General features: G+C 63.1%; 16 protein-coding genes and 1 tRNA gene. 7 read left to right on the forward strand and 10 right to left on the reverse strand.

Translation table 11 applies throughout. The features are described from left to right. Together BN1124_RS05310 and BN1124_RS05315 are read left to right on the forward strand one after the other, a co-directional pair. Positions 1-593 (forward strand): exonuclease SbcCD subunit D C-terminal domain-containing protein (locus BN1124_RS05310; protein ID WP_042639840.1); only part of this gene is annotated, 593 nt, incomplete at its 5' end. Beyond that, positions 590-4342, forward strand: coding sequence for an AAA family ATPase (locus BN1124_RS05315; protein ID WP_042639842.1), 3753 nt, complete (start codon positions 590-592; stop codon positions 4340-4342). The genes BN1124_RS05310 and BN1124_RS05315, both read left to right, overlap by 4 nt. 72 nt (positions 4343-4414) lie before the next feature. On the opposite strand, the gene BN1124_RS05320 is transcribed toward BN1124_RS05315, so the two are convergent. From BN1124_RS05320 to cysK, 5 genes are all read right to left on the reverse strand, one after another. Further along, on the reverse strand, positions 4415-4960 hold the full coding sequence (locus tag BN1124_RS05320; protein WP_042639844.1) for a cytochrome b: 546 nt from the start codon (positions 4958-4960) through the stop codon (positions 4415-4417). A gap of 278 nt (positions 4961-5238) precedes the next feature. Next, the gene (gene crr, locus BN1124_RS05325) at positions 5239-5748 is read right to left on the reverse strand and encodes a PTS glucose transporter subunit IIA (RefSeq protein ID WP_005325875.1); all 510 of its coding nucleotides are present in this window, start codon (positions 5746-5748) and stop codon (positions 5239-5241) included. A gap of 43 nt (positions 5749-5791) precedes the next feature. Next, on the reverse strand, positions 5792-7519 hold the full coding sequence (ptsI, locus tag BN1124_RS05330) for a phosphoenolpyruvate-protein phosphotransferase PtsI (RefSeq protein WP_042639847.1): 1728 nt from the start codon (positions 7517-7519) through the stop codon (positions 5792-5794). A gap of 44 nt (positions 7520-7563) precedes the next feature. Then, positions 7564-7821, reverse strand: coding sequence for an HPr family phosphocarrier protein (locus BN1124_RS05335; protein ID WP_005303128.1), 258 nt, complete (start codon positions 7819-7821; stop codon positions 7564-7566). Positions 7822-8265: 444 nt separating this feature from the next. Beyond that, the gene (gene cysK / locus BN1124_RS05340; protein WP_042639851.1) at positions 8266-9234 is read right to left on the reverse strand and encodes a cysteine synthase A; all 969 of its coding nucleotides are present in this window, start codon (positions 9232-9234) and stop codon (positions 8266-8268) included. Between the two features lie 163 nt (positions 9235-9397). Here cysK and BN1124_RS05345 point away from each other — a divergent pair, with 163 nt between their 5' ends. The 3 genes from BN1124_RS05345 to BN1124_RS05355 are packed head-to-tail and all read left to right on the forward strand — an operon-like array spanning position 9398 to position 12583. Beyond that, positions 9398-10240, forward strand: coding sequence for an AAA family ATPase (locus tag BN1124_RS05345; protein ID WP_042639852.1), 843 nt, complete (start codon positions 9398-9400; stop codon positions 10238-10240). Then, entirely contained in the window at positions 10241-11407 is a 1167-nt protein-coding gene (locus tag BN1124_RS05350) for a vWA domain-containing protein (RefSeq protein ID WP_042639854.1), read from the forward strand. A gap of 54 nt (positions 11408-11461) precedes the next feature. Next, entirely contained in the window at positions 11462-12583 is a 1122-nt protein-coding gene (locus tag BN1124_RS05355; protein ID WP_042639855.1) for a beta-ketoacyl-ACP synthase III, read from the forward strand. Between the two features lie 74 nt (positions 12584-12657). Here the strand turns inward: BN1124_RS05355 and tsaA are convergent, their stop codons facing one another. After that, positions 12658-13362: a tRNA (N6-threonylcarbamoyladenosine(37)-N6)-methyltransferase TrmO gene (gene tsaA, locus BN1124_RS05360; protein WP_042639856.1), complete on the reverse strand. Its 705-nt coding sequence runs from the start codon at positions 13360-13362 to the stop codon at positions 12658-12660. 227 nt (positions 13363-13589) lie between these two features. Here tsaA and BN1124_RS05365 point away from each other — a divergent pair, with 227 nt between their 5' ends. Continuing rightward, on the forward strand, positions 13590-14585 hold the full coding sequence (locus BN1124_RS05365; protein ID WP_042639858.1) for an NAD-dependent epimerase/dehydratase family protein: 996 nt from the start codon (positions 13590-13592) through the stop codon (positions 14583-14585). A 106-nt stretch (positions 14586-14691) separates the two neighbouring features. On the opposite strand, the gene BN1124_RS05370 is transcribed toward BN1124_RS05365, so the two are convergent. From BN1124_RS05370 to cydD, 4 genes are all read right to left on the reverse strand, one after another. Then, positions 14692-15078 carry a DUF488 domain-containing protein gene (locus BN1124_RS05370; protein ID WP_042639860.1) on the reverse strand — a complete coding sequence of 129 codons (387 nt, stop codon included), beginning with the start codon at positions 15076-15078 and terminating at the stop codon, positions 14692-14694. Positions 15079-15084: 6 nt separating this feature from the next. Beyond that, positions 15085-15456, reverse strand: a complete 372-nt coding sequence (gene rcsF / locus BN1124_RS05375; protein ID WP_042639862.1) for an Rcs stress response system protein RcsF — start codon at positions 15454-15456, stop codon at positions 15085-15087. A gap of 211 nt (positions 15457-15667) precedes the next feature. Beyond that, a complete protein-coding gene (gene cydC / locus BN1124_RS05380; protein WP_042639864.1) occupies positions 15668-17416 on the reverse strand; it encodes a heme ABC transporter ATP-binding protein/permease CydC in 1749 nt (582 codons plus the stop codon). Beyond that, positions 17409-19184, reverse strand: coding sequence for a heme ABC transporter permease/ATP-binding protein CydD (gene cydD / locus BN1124_RS05385; protein ID WP_042639866.1), 1776 nt, complete (start codon positions 19182-19184; stop codon positions 17409-17411). Before cydD ends, cydC begins: the two co-directional genes overlap by 8 nt. A gap of 201 nt (positions 19185-19385) precedes the next feature. Between cydD and BN1124_RS05390 the strand changes: the two genes are divergently transcribed. Beyond that, positions 19386-19459: transfer RNA gene (locus tag BN1124_RS05390), tRNA-Gly, on the forward strand. The last annotated feature ends 34 nt before the right edge of the window (positions 19460-19493 follow it).

The raw sequence follows: 19493 nt of genomic DNA on the forward strand, positions 1-19493 counted from the left end.
AGCACGCCCTGCCCGCCGATATCTTCGCAGGGGCCGACTACACGGCCCTGGGTCATCTGCATCTCGCCCAGAGCCCGGCCCCCGGCGTGCACTACAGCGGCTCGCCGCTGCCGCTCTCCTTGGCGGAGGCAAACTACAACCACCAGGTGCTGGAGGTGACCTTCGAGGGCGACAAGCTGACGGCGCTGGAGCGGATCCCGGTTCCCCGCAGCGTCGAGATGATCCGCTTGCCGGAGAGCGCGCTCGATGAGGCCCTTGACGCCATCGCCGCGCTCGATTTGCCCGAGCTGCCTGTTGAGGCCCAGCCGTTTCTCGAGGTGCGGCTGCTGCTGCAGAGGCCCGAGGCGCGCATCCGCGAGCGCATCCTGGCGGCCATGACCGGCAAACCGGTGCGTCTGGCCCGTATCAGCACCCGCTATCAGGGTTCGGGTCAGGGGCTGGCCGATGGAGCGAACCGGCGCAGGCTCGATGAGATTTCCCCGACCGAGGTGTTCAGGCTCTGTTATCAGCGCCAGTTCGAGGGGGAGCCGACCGCCGAGCTGGTGGCCTCGTTTGAAGAAATCCTGGTGCAGGTGAAGGAGTCAGAGACATGAAAATACTCTCTCTGTCAGGCGAGAACCTGGCCAGCCTGACCGGCAGCTTCGCCATCGACTTCGATGGCGGAGCTCTGGGCGCCGCCGGCCTGTTCGCCATCACCGGCAACACGGGCGCGGGCAAGAGCACATTGCTCGACGCCATCTGCCTCGCGCTCTACGACGAGATGCCGCGCTTTATCGCCAATCGCAAGAACGTGGCCGAGGTGGGTCGCCTCGATGACGAGGAGAAGCTCAAGGCCAACGACGTGCGCGGCATCTTGAGTCGTGGCCACGCCAGCGGCTTTGCCGAGGTGCAGTTTCGCGGCTGTGACGGTCGCCGCTATCTGGCGCGCTGGGCGGTACGCCGGGCGCGAAATCGCTCGGAGGGGCGCTTCCAGGCCCAGGAGCGCACCCTGACCGATGTCCAAACCGGTCAGCTCTTCTCCGGCAGCAAGCGGGAGTTGCAGGAGCGCATCGACGAGCTGGTGGGCCTCTCCTGGGAGCAGTTCCGCCGAGCGGTGATCCTGCCCCAGGGGGAGTTTGCGGCCTTTCTGAAATCCAGCGCCGACGAGCGCTCGGCGCTGCTGGAGCGAATGACCGGCACCGAGCTCTACTCCGCCATCTCGATACAGACCCATGAGCGGGCCCGCGCCGAGCAGCAAGCGCTGACGGCCATCGCACAGCGGCTCGGCGACGTGGCGCTGATGGACGAGGCGACCCGGGAACACTGGGTCACCGAGCAGCTCAACCTCTCCACCGGCCTCAAGCACGAACAACAACAGCGCCAGCTGTTGCAGGACTTGCGCGATCTCAACGATCGCATCGCCGCCCTGCGCCAGGCTTGCCAGGAAGGGCTGGGGTTGCTGGCCGCCGCCGAGACGGCCCACGCCGAGGCCGCGCTTGCGCGGGAGGAGTTCGCCCGGCTCGAGCAGGCCCAGGTGGCCCGCGCCGATCACGACGAGCTGGCCCGCCTGACCGCCGATCTGCAGCAGCAAACGCTGCTCATCGGCCAGCTGGGCCCGGAGCTTGCGCAAATTGAGCAGGAGCAGCAGCAGGCCGTGCTGCGCGAGCAACAGTTGCTGGCAGAGAAAACTGCCGCCGAGCGGGAGTGGGGGGCGCTGCAACCGGAGATCAAGCGGGCGCAGGAGCTCGATACCCGCATCCGGGAGAGGGTCAGCCAACTGCAGGAGATCCAGCAACAGGGCAAGCAGGCGCGCGAGCTGCAGCTCAAATTGCAGCGGGAGTGGCAACAGCAAGCGGAGCGGGTGCAGGGGCTGACGGAGCGCCGCCAGCAATGGGCGAGCTGGCTCGAGGAGCGCAAGACCCTGGCATCCCTGGCACCCCAGTGGCGCCCCTTGCTGGCCGCCATGCAGGATTGGGTCGAGAGTCGGGCGCTATTGCAGCAAGTGCAGCAGAGTCGTGAGCAGCGCAGTCAGGCCCTGCGCGAGCTCAACGGGCGTCTGGAGCAGGGGCAGCAGGAGCGCGACTATTGGCAGCATGAGCGTACCCGGTTGCAGCATCAGCACGATGAACAGCAGGCGCAGGAGTGGGACGGCCAGGTGGCCCGCGCGCAAGAGCGGCGGCAATCAGATACCGAGCAATTGGCGCGGGTGCACCAGTTGCTGGAGCTGGTGGAGGCGGGGCGCAACCACAGCGAGCAGCAGGAGCGACTCTGGCAAGAGATCGAAACGCTCGAGCAGCAGTTGGCCCGGCTCGTCACCTTGCACGCCGAGCGGGAGCCGGCGCTGGCGCGCCTCGCCATCCAGCGTGACGAGGCGCGCCGCGCACTGGAGCAGGCCCGCGCCGTGGCGAGTTTCGAGCAGCATCGCCACGAGTTGCAGGATGGCGAGCCCTGCCCGCTCTGCGGTGCCAAGGAGCATCCCTATCGCCAGCATCAGCCCCAGGTGGCGGGCATCCTGGCCCAGCAGGCCGAGCGTATCCGTCAGCTGGAGCTCGAGTGGGAGCGGCTCAATCATCAACATATTCAAGGGGAAAGCGAGCGGGTCGAACTGGCCCGCCAGCTGACCGCGCGCCGGCAACAGCAGCCCGAGCTGGAGGCAAGATCCGCTCGACTGGCCGATCGCTGGGGACAACTGGGTGGCAACGAGCTGTCCGGGGGCGAGCTACCACCGCATCAGAGCCCGACGGAGTGGGGCGAATGGCAGTCCCGCTTGCTGGCGCAGGGGGAGTCGCTGGCGCAGCGTCTGGCCGAGGGGCAGCGGCAGCTGTTGCAGGCCCAGGCAGGACAGCAGGCACTGGTGGGGCTGCGCGAGCAGCTGGCCCAGCTCAATGTCCGTCAGCATCAGTTCGAGCAACAGTGGCACGAGAGCGAGCGACAGAAGACGCAGTGGGAGGCCGAGCTGAAGGGCTTGGCCGAGCAAGAGGGCAGCCTGCGCCAGCGCCTGGCACAGGGGGAGGCAAGGCTCGATCAGCAGATGGGGGCCGAGCCCTGGCGCGAGTGGGCCGAGGGTGAGCGCTGGACCGAGTGGCAGCAGACCTGCGAGGCTTGCCTGCAGGGGCAGGGGGAGTGGGAACAGCTCGGGGCGGAGATCGCCAGTCAGACGCCTGTCTTGAGCGCGCAGGCGGTGCGGGTGCAGGGCCAGGACGAGCTGATGCACAAGCTGGAGCTTGACTACAAGGCAGGGGAACAGCAGCGACAGGGGCTGGTCGCCAGCCGGGAGGCCTGCCTCGGTGGTCGTGCCATCGCCGAGGTCGAGAGCGAGTGGCAACAGCGACTGTTGCAGCTGAACGGCCAGCTCGACGGGGCTGTGACGGCCCTGCGCGCATTGCGGGAGCGACAGACCGAGCTCAAGACCCGGCTGATCCATCTCGAGCAGGACAGACAGCTGAGCAGCCGGCGACAGCGGGAGGTGCAGGGGCGCTGGTCGGCCCAGGCCAGTACGCTCGGGATCGCCGAGTATGAGCTGCGCCGGTTGTTGGCAATCACACCGGAGGAGATCAAGGTCCGCCGCGCCGCCTTGCAACAGCTGGACTATGCCCTGGCCGAGGCGCGTACCCGGCTCGGCGAGCGCCAGCGGGCGCAGGCGCAGGAAGAGGCCAAGCTGGAGCGCTACCGTGAGCACCACGGCGAGCTGACGGCTCTCTCGGCCGAGGCTCTGAGCCAGCGCCTCGGTGCCTGTGAGGCCCATTGCCGCGAACTGGAGGAGCAGTTGTTCCAGTGCAAGAGCCTGCTGGCGCAGGCCGACGCCGCGGCGCAGAAGGCGGGGAGCCTGCAGGAAGAGCTGGCTCGCCAACAAGGGGTGGCGGATCACTGGCAGCAGCTGAGTGAACTCATCGGTTCCGCCAGCGGCGCCAAGTTCCGCACCTTCGCCCAGAGCCTGACCCTGGAGCGGCTGTTGCTGGAGGCCAATGCCCAGCTCGCCGAGCTGTCGCCGCGCTACCGGCTGGAGCGGGTACCCGGCACCGATCTGGCGCTGCAGGTGGTGGATCTCGACATGGGGGACGAGGTGCGCTCGGTGGACTCGCTCTCCGGTGGCGAGAGCTTCCTGGTGTCGCTGGCGTTGGCGCTGGCGCTTTCCAGCCTGTCGTCGCGCCAGACCCAGGTCGAGTCGCTGTTTATCGACGAGGGGTTCGGCACCCTGGATCCGGATAGCCTGGATCTGGCGCTCTCCAGCCTGGACTCCTTGCAGGCGGCGGGCCGCCAGATCGGGGTCATCTCTCACGTGCAGACCCTGGTTGAGCGCATCGGCGTGCAGATCCGGGTCGAAGCCCTCGGCGGTGGCGAGAGTCGAGTAGTGTTGCCCTGAGGGTGACGCTTAAGCCATAACAAAAAGGCTCCGGTATCGGAGCCTTTTTGTTGGCGTGTTCCAGACATGTGCTTATTTCCGCTCGGGCAACATATTGGTCAGGGTGTTGTCCTTGAGCACATGATGGTGATAGATGGCCGCCGCCGCATGCAGGGCTATCAGGGCATAGCCTATGTTGGCCAGCGTTTCGTGCAGATCCTTGATAGTGCCTTTCAGGCCGTCATCCGGCGCGATAAGGGCGGGCAATTCGAACCCGAAGAAGGGGATGGGCTTGCCACCCGCGCTCAGCAGCAGCCAGCCCAGCAGCGGCGTCAGGATCAAAAAGCCGTACAGGGCCAGATGGGCGAGGTGGCCTAGCCTGCGCATCAGGGGAGAGGGGGCGGGCAGGATGCGGGGTGACGGGCTGCCAAAGCGCACCAGCAGCCGTGCCACCACCAGCGCCAGGATCAGCAAGCCCACCATGAAGTGAAATTCCTTCATCAGGTCGCGTCCGGCCGAACCCTTGGGGAAAATATCCCTGAACTCCATCAGCCCATAGACGGCCATCATCAGCAGCAGGGTCAGCCAGTGCAGGCCGATGCTCAGGCTGCCATAACGTTGTTCCGTATTTTTCAACATCTTCATCTCCTTCCGGAGGGGGCAATGCATCGCCCTTGTCTATCCCGACACAGATGTGGCGTCAGGATCCCGTGGTTTCCATCCCCATGCTACAAGGCTTGCCGGACAATGCCTTGATCTCGACCGCGCTTTTGCATCGGAGTGCCTTTGCCTGGTCAGGGGTGATGACATCGCCCCTGATGGCTGGGGCAAGGTGGGTCATAGGTGTTGCCCATAAAAAAACCGAAGCCCAGGGCTTCGGTTTTTCGTTGCAGCAGCTGGCACAAGCCAGCGGAGCATTATTTCTTGATGCGGATCACCGGGGTCTCGCCCACGGTCACGGCGCCAGTCATCTTGATCAGCTCTTTGATCTCATCCATGTTGGAGATGACCACAGGCGTCAGGGTAGACTTGGCTTTCGCTTCCAGAACGGCCAGATCGAACTCGATGATAGTGTCACCGCGCTTGACCTTCTGACCTTCCTGGGCGATGCGGGTGAAGCCTTCGCCTTTCAGCTCAACGGTGTCGATACCGAAGTGAACGAACAGCTCGATACCAGAGTCGGATTCCAGAGAGAACGCGTGGTTGGTCTCGAAGATCTTGCCGATGGTGCCGTCGCACGGAGCAACCATCTTGTTGCCAGCCGGCTTGATGGCGATACCGTCACCCACAATCTTCTCGGCGAAGACGACGTCAGGTACATCTTCGATCGGTACGATTTCGCCTGACAGGGGGGCAAAGATTTCGATGCCGCCGGTGTCAGAGCTGTCATCGGAAACCAGTTTCTTCAGTTTATCAAACAGACCCATAGTAAAAGCTCCTAGAGATGATTGTCGCTGTTTGCAGCCGATCTTAGCAGACTGCCTTCTGCTTAATAAAGTTATCTACACAGGCTTCGATTTCGGCGGCGGTCGCATAGCTCAGAGCCTGGTCTGCCATTGCCTTCACATCTTCGAAGTTGGTGTTACGGATAAGCTTCTTGATACGCGGTACAGAGATGGCGCTCATGGAGAACTCATCCAGACCCATACCCAGCAGCAGCAGGGTGGCACGTTCGTCACCAGCCAGTTCACCGCACATACCTGTCCACTTGCCATTGTCATGGGAAGCGTCGATGACCATCTTGATCAGGGTCAGGACGGAGGGTGACAGCGGGTTGTACATGGCGGAAATCATCTCGTTACCACGGTCGACGGCCAGGGTGTACTGGGTCAGGTCGTTGGTACCGATACTGAAGAAATCCACTTCCTTGGCAAGATGATGAGCCATCACGGCGGCGGCCGGGGTCTCGATCATGATACCTACTTCGATGGATTCATCAAAGGCTTTGCCGTCGGCACGCAGTTCGGCCTTCAGCTGTTCCACTGTGGCCTTGAGGCTGCGGAACTCTTCGACGGAGATGATCATCGGGAACATGATGCGCAGTTTGCCGAAGGCAGAGGCACGCAAGATGGCCTTCAGCTGGGCGTGCATGATGTCTTCGCGATCGAAGAAAATACGCACGGCACGCCAGCCCAGGAAGGGGTTCATCTCTTTCGGGAAATTCATGTAGGGCAGTTCTTTGTCGCCACCGATATCCATGGTACGGACGATGATCGGCTGATCCGGCATGGCCTCTGCCACTTCTTTGTAGGCCTTGAACTGCTCGTCTTCGGTCGGCAGCGCATCACGGTCCATGAACAGGAACTCGGTGCGGTACAGACCCACGCCTTCGGCGCCATTGCGGATAGCACCCTCGGTATCCTTGACGGTACCGATGTTGGCGCACACTTCGACCTGATGACCATCGAGGGTGATGGCAGGCAAGTCTTTGAGTTTGGCCAGTTCATCTTTCTCGGCCTGGAACTGGGCCTGGAATTTCTTGGCTTCAGTCAGCTGCTCGGCAGTCGGATTGATGATGAGCTGGTTGTTGATCGCATCCAGGATCAGCATGTCACCATTGTTGACACGTGCCGTGATGTCGTTGGTGCCCACGATGGCCGGCAGCTCCAGGGAGCGGGCCATGATGGAGGTGTGAGAGGTACGGCCACCGATGTCGGTGACAAAACCCAGCACGTATTTCAGGTTGATCTGAGCGGTTTCGGACGGGGTCAGGTCTTTGGCGACCAGGATGACCTCTTCGTCGATTGTGCTCAGGTTGACAACGGCGATGCCCAGCACGTTCTTCACCAGACGGGTGCCGATGTCACGGAAATCGGTGGCGCGCTCACGCAGATAAGGGTCATCCAGATCGGCCATCATCTTGGCGTACTGTTCGATCACCTCATAGATAGCTTTGTCGGCAGATGCCTTGTTGTCTTTAATGAAGGATCTGATATCCCCTTCCAGCTCCTCATCTTCGAGCAGCATGATGTGGCCTTCGAAGATGGCCTCTTTTTCCTCACCGAAGGTGCGACCTGCCATCTCTTTGATGGCTTCCAGCTGTGTGGCTGACTTGGTGCGGGCTTCGAGGAAGCGGTTGATTTCGGCGTCAATCTGGTCAACAGAAATCTTGCCCTGATTGATAACGATTTCATCTTCTTTCAGAAGAAGCGCCTTGCCGAATGCGATACCGGGGGACGCAAGAATGCCAGATATCATAATCCTTCCTATTAAAACGACTGTGGGGGAGGAATAAAGCCGGATTACTCCAGCTCGTCCATCAGGGCAACCAGCTTCTCAACGGCTTTCTGAGCATCCGGGCCGTCGGCCTGGATGGTCACGTTGGTGCCTTTGGTCAGGCCCAGGGTCTGCAGCTTGAACAGGCTCTTGGCGCTGGCGGATTTGCCACCGGAGACCACAGTGATCTCGCTTTGGAATTCTTTTGCTTCTTTCACGAACTGAGCTGCGGGACGGGTGTGCAGGCCGTTTTCAGCAGTAATAACAACAGACTTCTCGTACATGGTTTCACCCCATATTATTGATATTGTGTGGTAGAGATGGTTGCTTATGAGGCCACCTGTCTCACCGTGTCAGTATGGATATGTTGTAAAGTAACGAAATCAGACCCGCAATGGTTTAATCCAGGTCAATTTTCTGTGCAGTATTCGGCGTCCTGGCTAAGTCTTTTTCGTTATCGGGCTACAAGCCGCGTCAGGACTGGCCTGAAATTAATTTATAACGAAAAATAACACTTTGTTACCTTGTGATACCTAACCGGCAAACACCTCGTGACGCCGCACAGGATATGAGATTTATCACAGAATGTCTGCTTTTTTTGTCACTCTGAAATTTGTTATTTTACCCCAAAAAATAAGGGGTCGACTGAAACTAATGACGACTGAGTTTAGCTCATAAAGAAAAACGGCGCCCCGGAGAGCGCCGTTGTTTTGATGTAAGGAGATCAATTACTGCTGCAGTTCCTGCTCGCTGAACACCCCGGCGAACAGCGCGCTGGAGAGGTAGCGCTCGGCGGCGCTCGGCAGTATCACGACTATGGTCTTGCCCTCGAACTCCGGCAACTCGGCCAGACGAGCGGCGGCCACCACGGCGGCGCCAGAGCTGATCCCCGCCAGAATGCCTTCCTCTTCCATCAGGCGACGAGCCATCTCGATGGACTCCTCGCTGCTCACCTGCTCGACGCGGTCAAGCAGGGTCAAATCCAGGTTGCCCGGGATGAAGCCGGCGCCTATGCCCTGGATCTTGTGCGGACCCGGCTTGATCTCGAGACCGGCCAGTCGCTGGCTGATGACGGGGGACTCTGACGGCTCGACCGCCACAGAGACGATGGCCTTGCCTTTGGTCTGTTTGAAATAGCGGGAGACACCCGTGATGGTGCCGCCGGTGCCGACCCCTGCCACGAACACGTCCACGTCACCGTCGGTGGCTTCCCAGATCTCGGGGCCAGTGGTTTTCTCGTGGATCTCGGGGTTGGCAGGGTTCTCGAACTGTTGCAGCAAGACGTACTTGTTCGGCTCGGATTCGAGGATCTCGTTGGCCTTGGCGATGGCGCCCTTCATGCCCAGCGGGCCCTCGGTCAGCACCAGATTGGCACCCAGGGCCTTGAGCAGCTTGCGGCGCTCCAGGCTCATGGTGGCCGGCATGGTCAGAGTGATGGGATAGCCACGAGCAGCGGCCACGAAGGCCAGAGCAATGCCGGTGTTACCGCTGGTGGGCTCGATGATCTCCTTGCCCTTGGTCAGTACGCCGCGTTTCTCAGCATCCCAGATCAGGTTGGAGCCGATCCGGCATTTGACGCTGAAGCTCGGGTTGCGGCTCTCGATCTTGGCCAGCACGCGGCCCTTGGTAACACGGTTGAGACGAACCAGCGGGGTGTTGCCTATGGTCTGGCTGTTGTCCTCAAAAATTTTGCTCATGGTGCTATCCCTGTGTTTGTTAAGGCGATGAAACCAGATTACCCTGTGATTTCTGAATGAGAAGTGACGAATCGTTATAACAATATGTTATTAGAACATATAGAACTTATTCTTTATTACCTGGGCCCAGGGCGGGCCCTGTGCTACCAAGGGAACGGACGCCATGGGATTTGCAGGAAGCGATCGCTATCTCGCCTCAACGGCACTGAGTATGGCCGTCAATGCCGCCATAGTGCTGGAAAAGCCGCTGCTCATTAAGGGCGAGCCCGGTACCGGCAAGACGGTGCTGGCGGAGGCGGTGGCCGAATCCCTCGGCGCCGAGCTGATATCCTGGCACATCAAGTCCACCACCAAGGCCCAGCAGGGGCTCTATGAATATGACGCCGTGGCGCGGCTGCGGGACTCCCAGCTCGGGGATCCCCGGGTGGGGGACATCAACCACTACATCCGTCGCGGCAAGCTGTGGCAGGCCTTCGGCGCCGAGCGGCGACCCGTGCTGCTCATCGACGAGATCGACAAGGCGGACATCGAGTTTCCCAACGATCTGCTGCTGGAGCTGGATCGGATGGAGTTCGACGTCTACGAGACCGGCGAGCGGGTCAAGGCCCGTCAGCGTCCCGTGGTCATCATCACCTCCAACAACGAAAAAGAGCTGCCGGATGCCTTCCTGCGCCGCTGCTTCTTTCATTACATCCGCTTCCCCGACAAGGCCGAGATGCAGGCCATCGTCCATCTGCACTATCCCAAGCTGAAAGACGAACTGCTGGACGAAGCCATGAGCCTCTTCTTCGAGCTGCGGGAGGTCGAGGGGCTGCGCAAGAAGCCATCTACCTCGGAGCTGCTGGACTGGATCCGGCTGCTGCTGGCGGACGGTATCTCCCCCGAGGCGATGCGCAATCGCGAGCCGGGCAAGCTGGTGCCGGCCCTCTATGGTGCCCTGCTCAAGACGGAGCAGGACTTGCATCTGTTCGAGAAGCTCGCCTTCCTGGCCCGGCGCGGCGGCTGAATGCTTATCGATTTCTTCCTCCATCTGCGTCGCCACAAGCTGCCCTGCAGTCTGCGGGAATTGCTGGACTTGCACGGGGCTCTGGCGGCCCGGCTCGTCAGCCTCGACATGGATGCCTTCTACCTGCTTGCCCGCTGCCTGCTGGTGAAAGACGAGGCGCACCTCGATCGCTTCGATCGCGCCTTCGCCGAGTATTACGACGGCTTCCAGGCCAGCCCCCTGCTGCCGGAGTCTCTGCCGGACGACTGGCTGCGCCGGGAACTGGATCGCTTGTTGAGCCCGGAGGAGAGAGACTTGCTGCGCTCCCTGGGGGGCCTCGACAAGCTGCTGGAGACCCTCAATCAGCGGCTGGCGGAGCAAAAGGAGCGCCACGCCGGCGGCAACAAGTGGGTGGGCACGGGGGGCAGCAGTCCCTTCGGCCACGGCGGTTTTCACCCGGAAGGGGTGCGCATGGGGGGCGAGGGGGAGCACGGCAAGGCTGCCAAGCTGTGGGAGGCGCGCCACTATCGCAACTTCAGCGACGACGACTCCCCCCTGGGCCAGCGGGCCATCCAGCTGGCCCTGCGTAAGCTCAGGCGCTGGGTGCGCAAGGGGAGCCTCGATGAGCTGGATCTCGACGACACCATCCAGAGCACCGCCCGCCAGGGCTGGCTCGATGTGAAGCTGCGGCCCGAGCGTCACAACGGGATCAAGCTGCTGGTGTTCTTCGACGTGGGGGGCTCCATGGACAGCCACGTGGCCGAGGTGCAGCGGCTGTTCTCGGCCCTGCGCCACGAGTTCAAGCACCTGGAGTTCTTCTACTTTCACAACTGTCTCTACGACTTCGTCTGGCGGGACAACGCCCGTCGCTTCGATGAAAAATTCGATACCTGGCGCCTGCTGCGCACCTACGGCCACGACTATCGGGTGATCCTGGTGGGGGATGCCAAGATGGGCCCCTACGAGATAACCCGGCCAGGCGGCGCCGTCGAATACTGGAACGAGGAGCCGGGCCAGCTGTGGCTCACCCGGCTGCAGCAACAGTATCCCAAGCTGGTGTGGATCAACCCCCTCCCGAGGCGGGAGTGGCTCTGGCATCCCTCCATCAAGTTGATCAACGAATTGATCGGCGGGCGCATGCACCCGCTGACCCTGGCTGGTCTCGCCCAGGCGATCGATCAGCTGTAATCCTCTGACCCTACAAAACAGACAAGCCGGGATTGCACCCGGCCAGGAGCAAAGATGACTTCCATCGTAATCAGCGGCTCAGGCCTCTATACCCCGCCCTTTGCCGTCAGCAACGAAGAGTTGGTGGCTGCCTTCAACCAGTATGTGGATCTCTACAACGAGGAGAACGCCTCTGCCATCGACGCCGGCCAGCTGGACGCCAAGCAGCATTCGAGCTGCGAGTTCATCGAGAAGGCCTCCGGCATCAAGAGCCGTTATCTGGTGAGCAAGGAGGGGGTGCTGGATCCCGACATCATGCAGCCGCTGCTCCCCGAGCGCCCGGACGACAAGCCCTCCATCATGGTGGAAATGGCGGTGGCGGCCGCCGAGCAGGCGCTGATCGCCGCCGGTCGCGAGCCGGGCGAGATCGATCTGGTGATAGTGGCCGCCTCCAACATGCCGCGCCCCTATCCGGCGCTCTCCATCGAGCTGCAGCATTATCTCGGCGCCAGCGGCATGGCCTTTGACATGAACGTGGCCTGCTCGTCCGCCACCTTCGGCATCAAGACGGCGGCGGATCTGCTGGCGGCGGGCACAGCCCGACTGGCGCTGGTGGTGAACCCGGAGATCTGTTCGGGCCATCTCAATTTCAGGGATCGAGATAGCCACTTTATCTTCGGTGACGCCTGCACCGCTGTGCTGCTGGAGCGGGAGGCCGACTGCAAGGTGGCCAACCCCTGGCAACTGGTGGCCAGCAAGCTGGTGACCCAGTATTCCAACAACATCCGCAACAACTTCGGCTTCCTGAACCGCTTCAGTCCGCGTACCCGCTACGGCGATGACAAGCTGTTCCGCCAGCAGGGGCGCAAGGTGTTCAAGGAGGTGCTGCCCCTGGTGTGCGAGCAGATAGACGGTCAGCTCAAGGCCCAGGGCTGGGAGGCGGAGGAGCTGAGCCGGCTCTGGCTGCATCAAGCGAACCTCACCATGAACCAGTTCATCGGTCGCAAGCTGTTGGGGCACGACGCCAGCCAGCAAGAGGCGCCGGTGATCCTCGACAGCTATGGCAACACCAGCTCGGCGGGATCCATCATCGCCTTCCACCTGTTCAATCAGGATTTGCCGAGCGGGGCCCGCGGCGTGCTCTGCTCCTTCGGTGCCGGTTACTCCATCGGCAGTCTGCTGCTGCAACGGCGATAACGGCTCCGACCCCGTTCAAACCATGAAAAAACCACCCGTCAGGGTGGTTTTTTACACTGCATTACTCGTATTTTTCACGCCATTTCTATGCCAATAGCGACGCAATTTGGTTCCTTTATCTGGAAACGCACGTTCAGATCGAACAGTCTCACCCCGTACTCCTTGTCGTCCGGCTTGCCCTTCTTGTAGGCGGGGCGCGGATCCTGAGCCAGCACCTCGCTCACCAGCTGGCGCAGCTCCGGGTATCGGCTCATGAGTTGAGCGAGCTGCTGCTCGGCCTCGGGGCCGAAGCTCACCGCCAGCGGCGGGGTAGGGGCATCCGGGGCGAAGCCGCCACGGGCGTCCGGCAGGCTGTCGGCATAGGGGATGTAGGGCTTGATATCGACGATGGGAGTGCCGTCGAGCAGGTCCACCGCGCCGAGTTCGAGCCACAGCTTGCCGCGCTCGCGGCCCACCCCGTGCAGCTCAACTACCGAGAGGCCGAGCGGGTTGGGGCGGAAGGTGGAACGAGTGGCGAAGACCCCGACCCGCTCGTTGCCACCGAGGCGCGGCGGGCGCACCGTCGGGTGCCAGCCCTGGGCCATGGTCTGGTGGAACACGAAGCTGAGCCAGAGGTGGGAGAACTGCTCTATGCCGCGCAGCACGTCCGGCTGATCGTAGGGAGGCAGCAACTCAAGCCGGGCGCGGGCGGACTTGACCAGGCCGGGCTGGCGGGGGATGGCGAACTTCTCCTTGTAGGGAGAGTGGATGATCCCGAGGGTGTCGATTTCGAACTTCATGGCGGACTCGTGACGAAAAACCCCGGCAATTTAGCACAGGCGGCCCCAAAACGCAGGCTCCGCCTCGTTACGCTCATCTGCATCGCCCTGCCGTGATCCCTGTCCCATCCCGGCACTATGGCTGCTGTGCCGTTGCGCCGACTTGCGTAGGGTGGGCAGGAGTCATGTCGGCATGGCGCTCGCGGCTCATTCAAGGCGGACGGGTGGTGCCGGATAGGAGGACAGGGATGAAACTGCTTGTTATCGGCGGCACGGGTTTTCTGGGACGCCACCTCACCGCGCTGGCACTGGATTGGGGCCACGAGGTGACGCTGTTCAATCGCGGCCACCGCCAGCATCCGGACTGGCGCGAGCTGACGGCGCTGCGAGGGGACAGGGATCGGGATTTGAGCGCGCTGCGCGGCGAGGGGCTGCACTGGGATCTGGTCATCGATACCTGCTGCTACAGGCCCGAGCAGGCGGCCAGCCTCTCTGCGGCCCTGCTCGGGCGCTGCGAGCGGCTGATCTTCATCTCCACCATCAGCGTCTATCGGGACTTCGCCCGGCCGGGGATGGACGAGTTGGCGCCCCTGCATCAGATTGCCGAGGGGGAGATGCCGGATGACTACGGCCCCCTCAAGGTGCTGTGCGAGGCAGAGTACCGCGCCCGCTGGGGGGAGCGGCTGTGCATCTTGCGCCCAGGCGTCTTGTGCGGCCCCCACGATCACACCGGTCGTCTCGCCTGGTGGGTGCGGCGGGTGCAGCAGGGCGGCCCCTGGCTGCTGCCGGGGGAGGGGCAGGATCGGTTGCAATATCTGGACGTGCGGGACTGCGCCGAGTTTGTGCTGCGGGCCGCCGAGCAGCGCCTTGGGGGCGTGTTCAACCTGCTCAAACCGGGCATAGCGCTGGTGGACTGGGTGGATCGCCTCGCCGCGCGGCTGGCCCCGGCGGCGCTCATCCAGCCCGAATGGACGCCTTGGCCCGCGCTGCTGGCGGCCGGGGTGGAGCCCTGGCAGAGCTATCCGACCCTGCTGCCAAACGAGCAGGCCGAGTTCGGGGGTTACGGCAGGATCAGTGCCGAAGCCGCCATAGTGCAGGGCCTCAACTTCCGGCCGCTGGAGGAGACAGTAGCCGATCTCGCCGACTGGCTGGCAGAGGGAGGACAGGGAGCGGAGACGGGTATGACGGCCGAGGAGGAAGCGGCGCTGCGCCAAGGGGTGCTGGCCGCGCACGCCATACGGTAGGCGAGCCTTTCCTGCACCCTGGGCACTGTGCTGGGCGCACCGGAAAAGCCGAATAAAAAAGAGGGCACCCCTGGGGTGCCCTCTTTTTGCAACGAGACCGCGAGATTTAGCGCAGCACGGCGCCGCAGCCGACCAGCAGCTCCTTGAGAATGCCGCGATGGCAGCGGGATTCCAGCTCGCAATAGCAACCCACCGACAGGTTGCTGTGGTGGGAGAGGGCGGCCAGCAGCGCGAGATCGTGCTTCGCAGTCGGGGTCGCCATCTCCGCCTTGTACTGCTTGCAGAAGGCGGCCCACTGGGCTGGCGTCTCGGCGCCCTGACCCAGCTTCATGGTCTCGGGGCTGGGGGCCAGGTTGGGGAACCAGACGTCGTACCAATCCTGGCTCGCGAATTCGCTCTTGGGCACGCCACGGGGAGGACGGCGCACAGTGCCGATGCGCAGCCCCTCATCGGGCAGGCGCGGGCTGCCGAGCCGGACTATGGCGAGCGCCATCTCTGGTTACTTCTCTTCGGCGACTTTCAGCGCCTGGCCGTAGCAGATCACCTGCTTGAGGCAACCCGGCACGTCGCTGAATTCGGCGCACTTGTCGAAGCTGACGCCATTGCCGCCCATGTCGGCCACGCGGCGGCGGGCCAGGGTGCGCGCCTCACCTGCGTTGGGCACCGCCTGATTGGCGTCGACCTGGCAGGATTCCCCCTCGACGGTGCCGAGGTAGAGGTAGTTGAGGTCGGCAAGCTGGCTCTGCTCATAGATCTGGACGCTGCCCGGCTTGAAATACTCGTCGAAATTTTCCTTGTCCAGATTGCTGTTGAAGGAGAAATCGGCGCAACCGGAGGCGATGAGGGGCAGCAGTAGAGTCAGGCGTTTCATGTCGGCTTCTTGTTGAACAGTGAGGGGGCCATTATAGGGGCCAGTCGCTGCCCGGGACCAGCCCCATTTTTGGCCAGCAAGACGGGTGTGACGGGGAGCTGGCCTGTGCCGGTCTTGGGTGCTGGCGATGTTCGTCGTCATCGGCCCGGTGTTTTTCAAAAGAGGTAAAAGAGTGAGGGGGCATGGATGCCCCCTCTTGGGTTTCTTGGGATTAGACAGGCGCCAGCCGCTGATGCAGGCTGCGGTAGTAGTCGTCGGCCAGCAGCTCGGCGTGGGGTGCGCACAGGCGGATCTCGCCTTCCTCCATCAGGGCTATCCTGTCCATCTGCTCCAGTCCCAGCAGGCGGTGGGAGATGAGCAGCAGGGAGCGTTCGGCCCCGAGCTTGAACAGCAGCGCCATGATCTCCCGCTCGGTCTGGCTGTCGAGCCCCTCGGTCGGCTCGTCCAGCAGCCAGAGTGGGGCGTCGTGCAGCAGGGCGCGGGCGAGGCCGATACGGCGACGCTCGCCGCCGGAGAGCGGACGACCACCATCCCCGAGCCAGGCGTCCAGCCCTGCGTCATCTGCCAGCCCAGAGCTATCTTCCAACAGAGTGCCGAGACCCACCTGCTCCAGCACCTCGATGAGCCGCGCATCGTCGGCCTCTGGCGCGGCCAGCTTGAGGTTGTCCCGCAGAGTGGCGGTAAACAGGTGCACCCGCTGGCTCACCACCGAGAAGGAGGTGCGCAGTGCCGCCTCGCTGTAGGAGGTCAGGGGCTTGCCGCCCAGCAGGATCTCCCCCGCTTGCGGGTTCCACTCCCGGGTCAGCAGCCCCATCAGGGTGGACTTGCCGCAGCCGGTCTGACCCAGCAGCGCCAGCTTCTCACCGGCCTTCAGCTGCAGGCTGCAACCCCGCAGCACGGGCTGAGGGTTGCCGGGGTAGGCGAAGTGGAGATTTGTGATCTGCAGGGTGCCATCCTGGGCAGGCTGCTGCTCGTCACCCCAGTCGGGGGCCTTGGCCTCTTGCAGGATCTCGTTGAGACGGCGGGCCGAGGTGAGGCTGGTGGAGAGATGCTGGAAGGCCCCAGCCAGCGGCAGCAACGCCTCGAAGCTCGCCAGAGTGGCGAACACCATGAGCGCCGTGATGGGATCTGGCAGCGCGCCGCCGACGCCGTGACCGGCCAGCCACAGCATCAGGGTCAGGGTCCAACCGCTCAGCAACTGGACGCTGGCATTGGCCAGCCCGCTCACCCTGGCCATGCGGGCCTGGGCGCGGATCAGGGCCTGCTCTGCCTGTTGCAGCTCATCGAGCGCCTTGGGGGCGGCGGCAAACATCTGCAACTCGGCCTGGCCGTCCAGATAGTCCACCAGTCGGGTGCGCAGGCTGGATTTCTCGGCGATCAAGGCCTGGCCCGGCTTGCGGCCGGCGAAGTAGAACACCAGCGGCAGGGCAATCATGCCGAGCAGCAGTATGGCACCCAGGGTCAGGGCCAGCTCGCTGTCGAAGAAGGAGAGGAAGAACACCAGGCCGGCGCAGCTCAGCAGGGCCGCCCCTATGGGGGTGATGAGGCGCAGGTAGACGTGATCCATGGCGTCGATGTCGGTCACCAGCCGGTTGAGCAGATCCGCCTGGCGGAACCCGGCCAGGGTGCCGGTGGAGAGCGGCGAGAGCTTTTGCCAGAACCAGACCCGCAGCCGGGTCAGCACCCGGAAGGTGGCGTCATGGCTCACCACCCGCTCGCCCCAGCGGCTGGCGGTGCGGATGATGGAGAAGAAGCGCACCCCACCGGCCGGGGTCATGTAGTTGAAGGTGTCGCGGGTGGCGGCGGCCAGTCCGGCCACCGCGGCGGCGGAGAGGAACCAGCCGGAGAGGGACAAGAGCCCCATGCCGGCCACCAGGGTGACGAAGGCCAGCAGCAGGCCGATGGAGAGGCTCAGCCAGTGCTGGCGGTAGAGACGCAGAAACGGCAGTAGATCACGCATCGAGAGAGTCCCCTTGGGAGAGGTGTTGTGACAAGAGGCGGGCAAAGGGCCCCTTGGCCGCGCTGAGTTGCTGGAAGCTGCCTTGCTCCACCAACAAGCCGCGCTCCAGCACCAGGATATTGTCCATCTTGGTGAGCTGGTCGAGGCGGTGGGTGATCATCAACAGGGTCTGGCCTTCCGCTGCCTGTTCGAGGGTGCTCATGATGGCGCGCTCGGAGTGGCGATCCAGGCTGGCGGTGGGTTCATCCAGCACCATCAGCTGGGTCGACTTGAGCAGGGTACGGGCCAGGGCGATGCGCTGGGCCTGGCCGACCGAGAGGCCGCCGGCCTGATCGCCGACCCTATAGTCAAAGCCCTTCTCTTGGGCAAATTCCCACGCCTGGGCCCGTTTCAGGGCCTCTTCCAGTTCGGCGTCGCTCGCCGTGGGCTTGGCCAGCAGCAGGTTGTCGCGCAGGGAGGCGTGGAACAGCTGGGGATTCTGGGAGAGCCAGCCGAGCTGCAATCGCCACTGGCTCATGTCGAGGCTGGCGAGCTCCTGGCCGTTGACCCTGAGTTCACCGCGATAGGGGGCAAAACCGAGCAGAGCGTTGACCAGGGAGCTCTTGCCGGCGCCGCTGATGCCGACCAGGGCAGTGCGCGAGCCGGCTGTCAGCTGGAAGTCGAGGGGGCCGACCAGCACCTTGCCCTCGGCGCTCAGCACCTCAAGCCCGCGGGCTTCCACCCGGATGGGACCCTCGGCATGGAAGGGGGCATTGCCGGAAGCGGGTTCGCTGACCTCGGCCTCCAGGAATTCGAGCAGTTGTTCGGCGGCGCCTATGGCCTGGGCCTTGGCATGATAGTGGGCGCCGAGCTCCCGCAGCGGGGCGTAGAACTCGGGGGCAAGGAAGAGCACGAACAGGCCGGTAAAGAGCGTGACCTTGACGCCATAGTTGCCAAAGTTCAGGTGATCTATGTAGGAGAAACCGAAATAGACCGCCACCAGGGCCACCGCGATGGCGGCGAAGAACTCCAGCACGGCGGTGCTCAGGAAGGCCAGACGCAGCACCTCCATGGTGCGCTCCCTAAAATCTTCCGAGGCATCGCGGATGGCCTCGCCCTCGGCCTGGGTACGCAGGAAGAGTTGCAGGGTACGCAGCCCCTTCAGGCGGTCGAGGAAGTGGCCGGAGAGCCGCGCCAGGGACTGGAAATTGCGGCGGTTCGCATCGGCGGCGCCAACCCCCACCAGGATCATGAACAGCGGGATCAGGGGCGCCGTGCCGAGCAGTATGATGCCGGCGGCCCAGTTGACCGGGAACACGGCCACCAGGATCACCACAGGGATGAAGACGGCGACGGCCATCTGGGGCAGGTAACGGGAGAAGAACTCCTGCATGTCCTCTATTTGTTCCAGCAACAGGCTGGCCCAGCTGCCGGCGGGGCGGCGCTGGATATAGGCCGGTCCCAGCCGACCGAGGCGGGTGAGCACCAGCTCACGGATCGCCTGGCGCACCGCGCTGCCCGCCTTGAAGCTGGCGACCTCGCGGCCATAGGCCAGCCCGGCCTTGGTCAGCGTCACCAGCAGCAGGGTAATGAAGAGGGGAATGGATTGCTCGGGGGTCGTTCCCTCGATGATGAAGCCGTGGAGCAGGGTCGCCAGCAGCCAGGCCTGGGCCACCATCATGATGCCCTGGCCCATGCCAAGGGCGATGGAGAGACCGATCCAGCGTCGGCCATGGCTCGACTGCTTGCGCAACCAGCCATAGAGATGTTTCTGCGTATTCTTGTCCATTACCACCCTCCTCAAACGAGTGGCGCAAGACTATCGTCGCCCCCTGTGCTTGGCAACCTTGCCGTGCCGGGAGCCTGAGACTGTTTGCTTGAAAAACAACCTGCATGCTCATTAGTTGGGCGAACAGCTTGATTTACGGCAAAAAACACCCTGGCGGTGATTGCGCTCACCGGCAAAATGCATATAGTAGAGGCCACTGACGCGGGTGTAGTTCAATGGTAGAACGGTAGCTTCCCAAGCTGCATACGTGGGTTCGATTCCCATCACCCGCTCCAATTTCAAGTCCCGATAGAGAGCCCGTCTCGTAAC

Source organism: Aeromonas eucrenophila, assembly GCF_000819865.1.
Taxonomy (GTDB): domain Bacteria; phylum Pseudomonadota; class Gammaproteobacteria; order Enterobacterales; family Aeromonadaceae; genus Aeromonas; species Aeromonas eucrenophila.

Coding starts and splice junctions, on each gene's coding strand:
- cydD (WP_042639866.1), bottom strand. CDS start 19,184: ATGGACAAGAATACGCAGAAACATCTCTATGGCTGGTTGCGCAAGCAG.
- cydC (WP_042639864.1), bottom strand. CDS start 17,416: ATGCGTGATCTACTGCCGTTTCTGCGTCTCTACCGCCAGCACTGGCTG.
- BN1124_RS05365 (WP_042639858.1), top strand. CDS start 13,590: ATGAAACTGCTTGTTATCGGCGGCACGGGTTTTCTGGGACGCCACCTC.
- crr (WP_005325875.1), bottom strand. CDS start 5,748: ATGGGTCTGTTTGATAAACTGAAGAAACTGGTTTCCGATGACAGCTCT.
- BN1124_RS05345 (WP_042639852.1), top strand. CDS start 9,398: ATGGGATTTGCAGGAAGCGATCGCTATCTCGCCTCAACGGCACTGAGT.
- BN1124_RS05315 (WP_042639842.1), top strand. CDS start 590: ATGAAAATACTCTCTCTGTCAGGCGAGAACCTGGCCAGCCTGACCGGC.
- BN1124_RS05350 (WP_042639854.1), top strand. CDS start 10,241: ATGCTTATCGATTTCTTCCTCCATCTGCGTCGCCACAAGCTGCCCTGC.
- BN1124_RS05370 (WP_042639860.1), bottom strand. CDS start 15,078: ATGGCGCTCGCCATAGTCCGGCTCGGCAGCCCGCGCCTGCCCGATGAG.
- BN1124_RS05320 (WP_042639844.1), bottom strand. CDS start 4,960: ATGTTGAAAAATACGGAACAACGTTATGGCAGCCTGAGCATCGGCCTG.
- tsaA (WP_042639856.1), bottom strand. CDS start 13,362: ATGAAGTTCGAAATCGACACCCTCGGGATCATCCACTCTCCCTACAAG.
- ptsI (WP_042639847.1), bottom strand. CDS start 7,519: ATGATATCTGGCATTCTTGCGTCCCCCGGTATCGCATTCGGCAAGGCG.
- rcsF (WP_042639862.1), bottom strand. CDS start 15,456: ATGAAACGCCTGACTCTACTGCTGCCCCTCATCGCCTCCGGTTGCGCC.
- BN1124_RS05335 (WP_005303128.1), bottom strand. CDS start 7,821: ATGTACGAGAAGTCTGTTGTTATTACTGCTGAAAACGGCCTGCACACC.
- cysK (WP_042639851.1), bottom strand. CDS start 9,234: ATGAGCAAAATTTTTGAGGACAACAGCCAGACCATAGGCAACACCCCG.
- BN1124_RS05355 (WP_042639855.1), top strand. CDS start 11,462: ATGACTTCCATCGTAATCAGCGGCTCAGGCCTCTATACCCCGCCCTTT.